11 protein-coding genes are annotated in these 12,081 nt (G+C 32.8%); 3 read left to right on the plus strand and 8 right to left on the minus strand.

What is annotated here, in order from left to right; translation table 11 throughout:
- Positions 1-3: 3 nt before the first annotated feature.
- The 7 genes from RR430_RS04840 to RR430_RS04870 all read right to left on the minus strand — a co-directional run bounded on the left by RR430_RS04840 (position 4) and on the right by RR430_RS04870 (position 7,424).
- Complete coding sequence (locus RR430_RS04840; protein ID WP_332487352.1) at positions 4-993, minus strand: sugar phosphate isomerase/epimerase family protein; 990 nt, start codon at positions 991-993, stop codon at positions 4-6.
- 10 nt (positions 994-1,003) lie between these two features.
- Positions 1,004-2,047, minus strand: coding sequence for a Gfo/Idh/MocA family protein (locus tag RR430_RS04845; RefSeq protein WP_332487350.1), 1,044 nt, complete (start codon positions 2,045-2,047; stop codon positions 1,004-1,006).
- A gap of 9 nt (positions 2,048-2,056) precedes the next feature.
- Positions 2,057-3,046 (minus strand): ABC transporter permease, encoded by a 990-nt coding sequence (locus RR430_RS04850; RefSeq protein WP_332487348.1) that lies wholly within the window; start codon positions 3,044-3,046, stop codon positions 2,057-2,059.
- On the minus strand, positions 3,039-4,541 hold the full coding sequence (locus RR430_RS04855; RefSeq protein WP_332508729.1) for a sugar ABC transporter ATP-binding protein: 1,503 nt from the start codon (positions 4,539-4,541) through the stop codon (positions 3,039-3,041). The genes RR430_RS04850 and RR430_RS04855 overlap by 8 nt, the downstream gene beginning before the upstream one ends.
- A 73-nt stretch (positions 4,542-4,614) precedes the next feature.
- Positions 4,615-5,706 (minus strand): sugar ABC transporter substrate-binding protein, encoded by a 1,092-nt coding sequence (locus RR430_RS04860; protein ID WP_332487344.1) that lies wholly within the window; start codon positions 5,704-5,706, stop codon positions 4,615-4,617.
- A 60-nt stretch (positions 5,707-5,766) separates the two neighbouring features.
- Positions 5,767-6,783, minus strand: coding sequence for a LacI family DNA-binding transcriptional regulator (locus RR430_RS04865; RefSeq protein WP_332487342.1), 1,017 nt, complete (start codon positions 6,781-6,783; stop codon positions 5,767-5,769).
- Between the two features lie 248 nt (positions 6,784-7,031).
- A complete protein-coding gene (locus tag RR430_RS04870; protein WP_332487341.1) occupies positions 7,032-7,424 on the minus strand; it encodes a MerR family transcriptional regulator in 393 nt (130 codons plus the stop codon).
- Between the two features lie 101 nt (positions 7,425-7,525).
- Between RR430_RS04870 and RR430_RS04875 the strand changes: the two genes are divergently transcribed.
- The 3 genes from RR430_RS04875 (at position 7,526) to chrA (ending at position 10,173) form a co-directional block, all read left to right on the plus strand.
- Positions 7,526-8,386: an aldo/keto reductase gene (locus RR430_RS04875; RefSeq protein ID WP_332487339.1), complete on the plus strand. Its 861-nt coding sequence runs from the start codon at positions 7,526-7,528 to the stop codon at positions 8,384-8,386.
- A 12-nt stretch (positions 8,387-8,398) separates the two neighbouring features.
- Complete coding sequence (locus tag RR430_RS04880; RefSeq protein ID WP_332487337.1) at positions 8,399-8,932, plus strand: flavodoxin family protein; 534 nt, start codon at positions 8,399-8,401, stop codon at positions 8,930-8,932.
- Positions 8,933-9,009: 77 nt separating this feature from the next.
- Positions 9,010-10,173: a chromate efflux transporter gene (gene chrA, locus RR430_RS04885; RefSeq protein WP_332508730.1), complete on the plus strand. Its 1,164-nt coding sequence runs from the start codon at positions 9,010-9,012 to the stop codon at positions 10,171-10,173.
- 37 nt (positions 10,174-10,210) lie between these two features.
- On the opposite strand, the gene RR430_RS04890 is transcribed toward chrA, so the two are convergent.
- Complete coding sequence (locus RR430_RS04890) at positions 10,211-12,001, minus strand: DUF885 domain-containing protein (protein WP_332487333.1); 1,791 nt, start codon at positions 11,999-12,001, stop codon at positions 10,211-10,213.
- Between the last annotated feature and the right edge of the window lie 80 nt (positions 12,002-12,081).

The following is a 12,081-nucleotide window of genomic DNA, read 5'->3' on the forward strand; positions in this document are numbered from 1 at the left end:
TACCTATTCTGTCTTTAAAGCTGCATCAAAGCTTACATCAGATGGTTGGAAATCCCATTTTTTAATATACTCGCATGCCTCTTTAGCGCCTGCAAATCTTTCCATACCACTATCTTCCCATTCAACAGCTACAGGTCCTTGATACCCTATTTGATTTAACTCACGAGTAATATTATCGAAATTAACATCACCGTGTCCAAGAGAAACAAAGTTCCATCCTCTTCTTGTGTCACCAAATTCAATATGCGAACCAAGAATTCCTGCTCTGCCATCAAGACGAACTTTTACATCTTTTGCATGAACATTGTAGATTCTATCACCAAAATCTCTTATAAATAACGCTGGGTCCATCCCTTGCCATACAAGATGACTAGGGTCAAAATTTAATCCCAATGTTTCTCTGTAATTGATTGTTTCTAATAGTTTTTTAGTTGTGTAGTAATCAAATGCAATTTCTGTAGGATGTACTTCTAATGCAAGTTTAACCCCACACTCATCATACACATCAAATATCGGTGTCCATAATTCTTTAATTTTGTTGAAACCATCATCAACCATTTGTTGAGTAGTTTGTGGGAATGAATACCAATAAGCCCAAATTGGAGATCCTAAGAAACAAGTTACTACTTTAACATTTAATATCTTAGCTGCACGAGCAACATCTTTCATTTCACTAATTGCCCATTCTCTAATTTTTTCAGGTTGGTTTGCTAACTCATTAGGTGCAAAATTATTTAAACGTGGATCAAAATTATCCCCAACGCATTGTCCAACTAAATGTGCTCCTAACGCACTTATTTTTAAATTATATTTATTTAGAGTAGCAATTAATTCTTTTACATATTCAGGTTCATTAATAACTCTATGTACATCAACATGTGCTGCAACAGCAAGTTCCAAACCTTCATATCCAAAACTACTCATTTTTTGACATAATTCTTCAAGTGATAAATCACCATATTGTCCACTACAGATTGATATCATTCTTTTCATTTTTCCACCCCTAATATTTAACCTTTACCATACAGTTTTTAGCTGCTGATTCTTCAGCCGCAATGACTACTCGCATTGCTTTACTTGCTTCATAACCTGGTACTGGTACTTCTTTACCTTCAAGTATTGCTGATACAAAGCTATCAATAACCCCTGTATTTGTTCTACCATTATTTGTTTGTTCTTTATTCGATGTCATTTGATCCAATTGGAATTTTTCTACTTCACCATTTTTCTTTTCAAGAATCAATGAATATTCTGGATCACTATAGCATTTTAAAATTCCTTCTGTTCCATAAATAACTGTAGAGTTATCTTCATTACCATAGAATGTCCAACTAACATGCATAGTACCAATAGTACCTTTTTTAGTTTGATACATGCAATACGAATTATCATCAACTGTTATTGGTGTTCCATCTGGATACTTTTTATCCAATGTACGTATTTGTGCAAACACATCTGTAATTTCATCATCAAGTAAATAATGCATTAAATCTGTCTTATGAACACCTAAATCAGCCATTGCCCCAAAATGAGCAAGTTTCTTATCAAAGAACCAAGAGTTTGCATCACCTGTCCAACCTTCAGGTCCTGGATGGCCGAACACTGTTCTAAATGTTAATACTTTTCCAATTGTACCATTTTTAATTAATTCATGAGCTTTAACGTGTGCTAGTGCAAAACGTTGATTTTGTGCAACCATAAGTTGTACATTGTTTTTCTTAGCTGTATCTATCATCGCAACACATTCTTCTACAGTAGTTGCCATTGGTTTTTCTACCAATACATGCTTACCTGAATTTAATGCTTTGATCGTAACTTCCGCATGCGCTATATTTGCTACATTAACACTTACTGCATCTAAATCTAAATTAAGAAATTCTTCTAATGTTTTATACGCAACAGCGTTGTACTCTTTTGCAAGTTCTTGTGCTCTTTCATAGTTATTATCAAAGAATGCAACAATCTCACAATCAGTATTCTCTGCATATTCTGGTGCATGACGAACTTGTGTGATTTTACCACAGCCAATAATTCCAATTTTCAACATGTCATCCACCTATTTCTTTCTATTTTGGAAATTTTGAAGCAATACCGCAATAACAATAATTGATCCACTGATTGCACCATTTAAGAATGATGATACATCAGCACTTGTTAGAATATTACTAATAATCTTAAACATGAGTACCCCTAGGAAGGTTCCCATTATCTTACCTTTACCACCACTCATTGATGTACCACCAATTGCTACAGCAGCAATAGCTTCCATCTCATACCCAACTGCCGCATTCGCTGATGCAACAGCAGTTAAACGAGATGCATATAATACCGCAGCGATCCCACACATAATTCCTGTTATTGTAAATACAGCAACCTTAGTCATATCAACATTGATACCTGCAAGTCTTGCAGATGTTTCATTACTACCAACTGCATAAATATGTTTACCAAGTTTAGTACGTTTCATAATAACATTAAATATAATTGCAATTACAATAAATATAATCATCATATATGGAATTTTAAAATCTCCAATTTGAATTCCGCCAACTGCAATCATACGGAAACTATCATAGATTTCTTTCTTTACTGTGAATGGCCCACCTTGACCATAGAAGTTAATAATTGAACGACATGCTGTTTGCATTGCAAGTGTCGCAATCATCGCAGGCAAGTGACCTTTTGCCACAAGCAATCCATTGACAGTACCAATAATAGCACCACCAATAATACAGAATAACAACATAACCCAAACACTACCAGTAGCGTTTAGAACCATAATTCCAAATCCACCAAGTATTGCAACTTGTGAACCAACTGAGATATCAATTTGGCCAGCGGAAATAACCATACTCATACCCATTGCAATTAATCCAATCATTGTACTTTGTACAAAGATATTTGAAATATTATTCCAAGAAAAGAAGTTTGGATTCATAAATGACGCAATAATTACTAGTAAAAAGAATGATAACCAATAACTATAATCTTGAACAATTTTTCTTAACACTTCTTTTGTTGATAACCCTTGAAAACTCTTAAACATCTGCTCTTACCTCCTTATTAACACCTGTAGAATACATCATGACGTCTTTTTCATTTAACTCTTCACGATTCATTTCTTTCATTACTTCACCTTTATATAAAACTAAACAACGATCGGCTACTTTATATATTTCTGGGAATTCTGCACTAAATACAATAATTCCTTTACCCTGTCTCGCTAGTTCTAAAATCAAGTGATAAATTTCAAACTTAGCTCCTACATCTATACCTTGTGTAGGATTATCAAACAACATGATTCCAGCATCAGCTTCTAGCCATCTGCCTAAAATTACTTTTTGTTGATTACCACCTGATAATGATGTTATCGGATTATTAGGATTACCAACTTTAATTTTCATTGCACTTTGTTGTCTTATAAATCTTTCGCTTTCATCCTTATCACTAATTAATAATTTTTTCAATTTAGTATTAATAAATGCCATCGACATGTTGTCATAAATAGACAAGTCATTGAAGATTCCTCTTTCTTTACGCATACGTGGAACTAATGCTACCCCACGTTTCATAAAGTTAATTATTTTTGAACCTTTCTTCATTTCCTCGTCATTTATTTGAATTGTACCAGTATACTTTTCTGCTCCAAATAAAGCATCAGCAATTGCTTCTCTACCAGATCCTTGTAATCCTGTAATCGCAATAATTTCACCTGCATGTAAATCGAAATTAATATCATGAAACAATTCACTCGAAAAATTCTTAACTGATAAAACTACTTTATCTTTTGAATAATTTTCTTTATTATCAAATGAATCTTCTGCAAGGTTATGACCAATCATCATTTCAGTAATTTCACTTTCAACGATATCTTTGAAATTCCCCTGTGATACATAGTTTCCATCTCGCATAATGAAATATGTTTTGCATATCTCAAACAATTCCGGCATTTTATGTGAGATGAAAATGAAACTTACACCTTCTTCACTTAATTGCCTCATGATATTGAACAAATTCTCAATTTCATTTGTTGATAAAGCCGTTGTTGGTTCATCCATAATAATTAGTTCCGATTTGAACAGTAGTGATTTAGCAATTTCAAGTAATTGTTTTTCTGCTGCTTGTAAATCTCCTACATGACTTAATGGATTGATATTTACATTCATTCTTTCGAATACTTCTTTACAACGGTTTACCATTTCTTTTGTTTGTGTAATCCCATTTTTAGTTATTTCTTGTGCTAGAAACATATTCTCTACAACCGTTAATTCGTTACAAAGATTAAGTTCTTGGTGGATAAAGCGAATTCCATATTGACTAGCAACATGAGCATTAGCGATATGCACTTTTTTACCATCAATAAAGATTTCTCCTTTTGTTGGCTGAAGTGCTCCAGCAAGCACATTCATTAGTGTTGATTTTCCTGCACCGTTTTCCCCGAGTAACCCAACAATATCTTTTGTATTAATTGAGAAATCTACGTTATTTACAGCACGAACTGGACCGAAGTCCATGACAATACCCTTCATTTCAACAAGCATATTCTTACTCCTTTATTTAAATAAGAAAGTCGGTCAATGACGACCGACTTTCAACATCATCATCAAATTTTAATTATTCGAAAATGCTGTAACGTTCTGTGAATATATCGCTTCCTCTATATCCTTCGAAATCAAATTTAGCGTCTCCACCTGCATTAGAAATTGCAAATGTAGGGATTAAGTAAACTCCATCAGTCAATGTTGCACCAGTATATTCAGCACCTTGAGCAGCAGAAACTCCTAAACGGATTGCTTCTCTTACCATACCAGGAGCAAAGTAATAAGTGATAAGTTTAACACCTAATTTAGTGTTATCGAATTTTTCTAAAGTTTCTTTACGTCCACCGATTGAAGTCATAAGTCTTAAGTTACTTAAGTCAGCTCCACCTGTGTAAGCTTCTAATGCATTCATGATACCATCTGTAATTTCATCATCATGAGTTACGATTAAATCTAAACTTTCGATTTCTTCTTTAGTAGCTCCAGCTAACCATTCTTCCATAAGGTTTTGTGATGTTTCTGAGCTCCAGTTTGTTACGAATGTGTCTTTCATTTGAACGAATTTAGCAGGATCAACTACATCATCCATACCTTGTGAACGTTGAACACCAACTGTTGATGCATCACCAATGAAACGTAAGTAATTAACTGCATCATCATCAGCAAAGAATGTTGTTAGGTAGTTACCCATTTGAGTACCGATACCAACGTTATCTCCCATGATGTCTCCAACAAATGTGTCAGCTTTGAAACCATCGATTAAACGGTCATAGATAACTAGTTTAACACCAGCATCTGTAATAGATTGTGCAGCACTACGTAATGCTTCACCTTCCATTGGCCATAATACGATTACATCTGGATCACTACTAGATAGTAGATTTTCAATAGATGTAATTTGGTCACTAGCTTCAAGTCCGTCTTTAACGATAACTTCGATGTTTTGACCACTAGCGTTAATTGCTTCTGCTTCTGCTTTAGCGTGTGCTAAACTTTCTCCAGTAAATCCATGGTCACCAGAAGGTACAACAACACCAATTACGATTTTGTCTCCCTCAGTTGCTCCAGCGTCACCTTCAGTTGCAGGATCCTTTGCAGGAGTACTACATGCAGCTAGGCTTAATGCTAATAATGATACAAGTAATGCTTTTAAACCTTTTTTCATTTTCTTTCCTCTCTCTCTTAATGAAATTTTATGATTAACGAGTTCCCGTCTCGTTCAATCCTATTTAAGTATTGATGTTGATCCTCTTATCACTAATTCATGTTCAAGTAATGTAACTTTGGGTTTATCATCTTGACCATTTAATAACTCTTGTACTCTTTCCATTGCAGATACTCCAATTTCTCTACACGGTTGATTTACTGTTGTTATTTGAGGAACCATCATTTCGGCATATTCTAGGTTATCGAATCCAACTATTGAAACATCTGTAGGAACATCAAGTCCTACTTGTCTAGCGCCATATATAGCACCAAGTGCCAAGATATCAGAGATACAAAACAAGGCGGTCACATGATTTTTCTTCGATAGCATTTTAGTGGCTAGTTTCCTAGCACTTTGAAAGGAGTAATCACTGGAGGCGAAATCAATGTTTTTTTTGCTATCTATACCATACTCTTTACACGCATCTAGAAAACCTTCCATACGCAGTTTAGTTGAGATGTACTCATTTTCACTACTTAACATACCAATCTTAGTATGTCCTTGTTGGATCAAGTATTCAGTTGCTTCAAAAGCCGCCTTGTAGTTATCAACAGATACACGATTAACTTTTAAATTAGGGTTATATTCACTACAGAATACAACTGGGTATTTTTGTGCATACGGTAACAACCATTTATCATCAAAGTTTGTCGCAAGAACTATTGCCGCATCAGCTCTACGACTATCTAACATTTTAATTAATTCCATTTCTTGTTCTTTATCACCATTTGAACTACATACAAAAGTACTACTACCATATTTTCTTGCTGTCTCACTAATACCCTCAATAATATTTGAATAGTATGGGTTAGTAAGATTTGGTGTTAACACAAGAATTGCACCACTCGTATTTCTTCTCAAGTTACGTGCAGATAAGTTTGGTTCATACGATAATTCTTGAATTGCCTTTAATACTTTCTCTTTAGTTTCTGGATTAACATAGCATGTATTATTTATTACACGTGAGACAGTCGCAACAGAAACACCCGCTAATTTTGATACATCACTTATCTTTACAGACTCTTGATTTTTCATTTCTGTCCTTTCCATGTAATCCATTACATGAGGTTCTAAAAAAAACAATCTTTTTTTAAAAAGTGGATCAACATTCAATTTATATTTCTAAATTATCACACCCCTATACAAAATGCAAGCGGTTTCTGTAATCGATTACAAGAGTTGTGAATATTTTAGCATTGTCTATACCAAAAAAAGCCCTTTATAATCAACTTTTTTAATATTTTATATTTTTTATAAAAATTTAAAATTTTTTATGAAAATTGCTATTCTTTGATAAGATTGCTTTCATATTTTATTTCACCTGCTAAAACATCATCATAAAAATTTTGTTTATAATCAATGAAATTAATACTATCATTTACTTCCTTTAATTTTTTTAACAACAACTCTTTCTTTTTATCTAATATTATCTTTCTTGTTGGTATCGATGAAACACCTTGTAAACAGAGTTCAATGTATTCTTTCATCTCAGAAATACCCATACCGCATTGTTTTAAGCATGAAAGACTATCAATCCACGCAATATCTTTATCATCAAATACACGATAGTTATTTACATCCCGTTTTACATTTGGTATCAATCCTTCATTACAATAATACTTTAGGGTTTCATATGTCATTCCTGTTTTATTGCACACTTCTTTCATTGAATACATGATCTAATCCTCCAATAAATAGTTCTTGACCGGTAGTTACTACCGAGATTTATAATTCGATCATACTAAATGAATTAGTACACGTCAAGGAGGAATTAATTATGGAATATGTAACACTAAGTAACAATGTAGTAATGCCTAAGTTAGGATTTGGAGTATTTCAAATACCAAAAGATATTTGTGAGGAGTGTGTTTTAAATGCTATTCAAATTGGATATCGTCATATTGACACTGCTCAATCTTATTTTAATGAGGAAGAAGTTGGTAATGCTATCGCTAAATGTGGCATCCCTCGTACTGAATTATTTATTACCACAAAAGTTTGGATTGATAATTATGGATATGATAAAACAAAATCATCGATTGAAACATCACTTATTAAACTTAAAACCGATTATATCGATTTAGTATTACTTCATCAACCCTTTGGAGATACTTATGATGCTTATCGTGCATTACAAGATTTATACAAGGAAGGAAAAATAAAAGCTATTGGCGTAAGTAATTTTGCACCTGATCGTTTAGCTGATATGGTTGGATTTAATGAAATACCTCCACATGTCAACCAAGTTGAAGTCAACCCATTACACCAACAAGTAAAAGCACAAGAAAATATGATTAAACGTAGTGTTCAAATGCAGGCATGGGCCCCATTTGGCGAAGGAAAAAATAATATGTTTCAAAACCCAGTATTAACAGAAATAGGTAATCAATATCATAAATCTGTTGCTCAAGTCATTTTGAGATGGTTAATGCAACGTGATGTTGTTGCTCTTGCAAAATCTATTCACATTGAAAGAATGAAAGAAAATTTTGATATCTTTGACTTTGAATTATCACAAGATGATATGAACAAAATCGCTCAACTCGATACTAATACTAGCTTGTTCTTTAATCATCAAACACCAGAAACAGTAGATTGGTTTCTTAATCTAATCCAAGATAGAAAAAACAAAATATAGAAAGGTACTTATATGAATAAATCGATGCTAATTCTACTAGGAAGCCCTAGGAAAAATGGTAATTCCGAAGTTCTCTCTGATGCCCTTGCAAAAGGTGCACAAAGCGTTGGACATACCATTGAAAAAATATATATTCAAGATAACAATATTAAACCATGTACTGCTTGTTATGGATGTCGTACTACCAATAAGTGTGTGCTAAACGATGATATGGAAACAATACTAAATAAAATGATTAAAGCAGATATTATAGTGCTTGCTACACCTGTCTATTTTTATTCAATGAGTGCTCAAATGAAAACGCTTATTGATCGCACCTTGCCACGATACACAGAAATTAAAAATAAAGATTTTTACTTTATAGCTACTGCTGCTGATGGAAAAGAAACAATGAAACGTACAATGGATTCACTTCGAGGATTTACTGATTGTTTACCTAATTCAAGAGTAGTTAAAACTATATATGGCGATGGACTATACGATAAAGGTGATGCTAAAAAATCATCACTAATTACCAAACTATTTGAAACAGGGAAAAACATCTAATAAAGCTATTGCATGTGAGTATATTTTATTTTCTTTTTATGTTAAAAATAAATTGTATTTAACTTTGGAGGATTTCTATGCAAACTACCCACTTTTTACTAGACGTATTTATATGCTCGCTTGGTGCTTACGGAGGTCCTGAAGCTCATTTCGGTATTTTTTATTCTCAGTTGGTAAATAAGAAAAAATATTTAAGCGAAGAAGAATTAATTGAACTAAATGCATTATGTTCTATTTTACCAGGTCCAACTAGCACTCAAACAATTTGTGCAATTGGTTACAAAGTAGGTGGAAAGTTACTTGCTTTTTTAACACTTATCGTTTGGGCATTACCAGTCATTGTATTAATGACTATTCTAGCTATTTTATTTCCATACCTAGAAACTCATAACTTATCCATTGATTTTTTAAGATATTTAGCTCCTATGGCAATTGCATTTGTTGTATTTGCAGGATTAAATATATCAAAGAAAGTTCTTATCAATAAACCTACAATCATACTTGCGATAATGAGTGGTATTCTAACTTTCTTCATTCACGCAACTTGGTTATATCCTGTCTTATTATTATTTGGTGGTTTTGTTATGATTAAGATCGAAAAACCTGATTTAAATATATCTGATTTTCATATTAAACCATCATGGACTTTCTTGTTTTTATTCATTTTATTTGCTGTTGGTAGTTACTTACTTATGGTTTTTACTGGATCATTGTTATCTATTCTATTCTATGAATTTTATAAATTTGGATACTTAGTATTCGGTGGTGGTCAAGTAGTTGTACCTTTAATGATTTCGGAGTTTGTTGAAAAATATCACTTCTTATCCCAACAAGAATTTCTAATTGGATATGGTTTAATTCAAGGCCTACCTGGACCTATGTTTGGATTTAGTTCTTTTGTTGGAGGACTTGGTGCTAGAGATACCAGTTTATTTATTCAAATTTTAGCAGGTATAATTTCTGGTATATCTATCTTTCTTCCAGGAGTGTTACTAATCTACTTTATCTACCCAATATGGGATGAATTAAGACGTATACAAGCAATCAAAGTTGCTTTAAAAGGAATTAGTGCTGTAGCTTGTGGTTTGTTGTTGAAAACGGCTTTTATGCTCATATTTACACCACTTTTACCTATTACACAAATATTGTTTGTATTATTCTTTTTTGTTTTACTTTATACAAAAAAAGTACCAGCTCCAGCAATTGTAGTCATCGCAATTACTCTGGGCTTAGCACTATAGTAAGACCCTCCGATTTATCTCGAAGGGTCTTGTTTTATTATTTATTATTTGCGATATATTCATCAACATTCTTAGTAACAATACTGAATGGAGCATTTCCTGATTTTAACAAAGTATCATTAAATGCTTTCTCATCAAATTTATCACCTAGTTCTGTTTCTGCTTTTTCACGTAAATCTAGAATTTCAAAATAACCAACACCATAAGACAAGTTAACACCTGGGTTAGATTGAGTCATATAATATGTACTAGACATATCAATTCCCCCATACCCAATTGATTCAAGATAACTGTTAAATTCCTCAAGTGTCCATCCATGGTAATGAATTCCAATATCAATCATTGCGCTTAGTGCCCAACTGAAATCAAAATTCGCACGTATTACTTCTTTTAGAACATCATTTGTATTTGCTGCTTCTAATGCGTATGAAGCTCCATAATTAGCGAATCCTTCAGAAAAGCCAAGATATGTAGCCAATAATAAGTTATATGGATCAATATCATTTTGTACTACATAGTTATAATAATACATATGTCCTGGAACACCTTCATGTGCTATATAGTAGAATGTTTGTAAATCATCAATCAATGTTGCGTTATTTGTGTTAACACGGATAAAGTTTTTCCCTTCTTTATCAATGAATGGTGTAATATAATAAGCTCCTACTCCATCAGATACAAGTTTAGATGCAGGTACTGCTTCATATTCAGGGATATCAATTTCTGTATAATGATCCTTGGACCAACTAATTAGTGCTTCAATCATACTTTCATATGAGTCATATCCTGCTTTAAGATCATTATTTTGTATAAGTTCTAACGCTGCTGGATCTTTCATTAATGCTACTTGCATTTCTTGTACACTTGATTGCATTCTTTCTTCTAACATTTTTTCAGCTTCTTCAATTGTTAACGTAGAACCTGTATACATACGATAATATAATTCATAGATCTCTTTACCATTATCGTAATGTGATAATCCATATTGATTGTTTTCAGGATCTTTTAATGCTGTTAATTCTTCTGCAAGCTTAGTATAAGCTGGTGCAATTGATTCTGAGTAAGCAGTTCTTGCTTGTTCAATATACGTAGCTTTTGCAGCATCATCAATTGCATCATATGAATTGATATTTTCCTCAATGACTGCCATCATTTCATCACCATAGCCTTCATTGACAAGGTTATCTGCATATTTAACGATTTCATCTACATTGTAGTCAGCCATGAAATAACCAGCTTCTTTTTGTTTCTTAGCATATTCTGTATAACTTTCAAACATCGGTTTTACACTATGCATAATTGCAATCAAATCTTCCACATCGCCTTCATCATAGAATACGAAATCAGATAGAATTTGTGGAACCGAAATTTGAATACCACTAAATAATCCAAAAACATTACCTACATATTCAAAATCATCACGATTTGATATCAAGTTCAATTCAATTTGATCTTTGATGATATCATAAGTGTTTTGTTGCTTCTCTGTTAATACACTTCTATCAAAAGTTTCAAACTCTTTTTTAGAAACTTCAAATTCTTCAACTGATTTAGCGAATTGTTCTTCACTCCAAGGTTCAGTCATTTGAATTGCAACATTATCCATATCAACACCATATGCCTCTGGTTTTGATACTGCTTGATGAATAGATAAGTAATCACCCTCTAAATACATCTTAATTTCATTTTTTGTAAATTCATCAAAACGTGCTTGTTCTTCTACATTACCTTTTGTATTTACTGTTGGAGTTGCTGGCTTAGTTTGACATCCTGTTAATCCAATAATTAAAATTGAACTTAAAAATACCGCTAATACTTTCTTAAACATTTTGTGATTCCTCCTAATTCATTTGATTGACAAGTATTCTTGTCATATCTACTATAACTCTGACAAATATACTTGTCAAT

The organism is Anaerorhabdus sp., from assembly GCF_036641015.1.
GTDB lineage: Bacteria > Bacillota_I > Bacilli_A > Erysipelotrichales > Erysipelotrichaceae > Anaerorhabdus.

Excerpts from the sequence above, each read along its gene's own strand:
- RR430_RS04840 (WP_332487352.1), bottom strand. The coding sequence starts at position 993 with ATGAAAAGAATGATATCAATCTGTAGTGGACAATATGGTGATTTATCA.
- RR430_RS04845 (WP_332487350.1), bottom strand. The coding sequence starts at position 2,047 with ATGTTGAAAATTGGAATTATTGGCTGTGGTAAAATCACACAAGTTCGT.
- RR430_RS04850 (WP_332487348.1), bottom strand. The coding sequence starts at position 3,046 with ATGTTTAAGAGTTTTCAAGGGTTATCAACAAAAGAAGTGTTAAGAAAA.
- RR430_RS04855 (WP_332508729.1), bottom strand. The coding sequence starts at position 4,541 with ATGCTTGTTGAAATGAAGGGTATTGTCATGGACTTCGGTCCAGTTCGT.
- RR430_RS04860 (WP_332487344.1), bottom strand. The coding sequence starts at position 5,706 with ATGAAAAAAGGTTTAAAAGCATTACTTGTATCATTATTAGCATTAAGC.
- RR430_RS04865 (WP_332487342.1), bottom strand. The coding sequence starts at position 6,783 with ATGAAAAATCAAGAGTCTGTAAAGATAAGTGATGTATCAAAATTAGCG.
- RR430_RS04870 (WP_332487341.1), bottom strand. The coding sequence starts at position 7,424 with ATGTATTCAATGAAAGAAGTGTGCAATAAAACAGGAATGACATATGAA.
- RR430_RS04875 (WP_332487339.1), top strand. The coding sequence starts at position 7,526 with ATGGAATATGTAACACTAAGTAACAATGTAGTAATGCCTAAGTTAGGA.
- RR430_RS04880 (WP_332487337.1), top strand. The coding sequence starts at position 8,399 with ATGAATAAATCGATGCTAATTCTACTAGGAAGCCCTAGGAAAAATGGT.
- chrA (WP_332508730.1), top strand. The coding sequence starts at position 9,010 with ATGCAAACTACCCACTTTTTACTAGACGTATTTATATGCTCGCTTGGT.
- RR430_RS04890 (WP_332487333.1), bottom strand. The coding sequence starts at position 12,001 with ATGTTTAAGAAAGTATTAGCGGTATTTTTAAGTTCAATTTTAATTATT.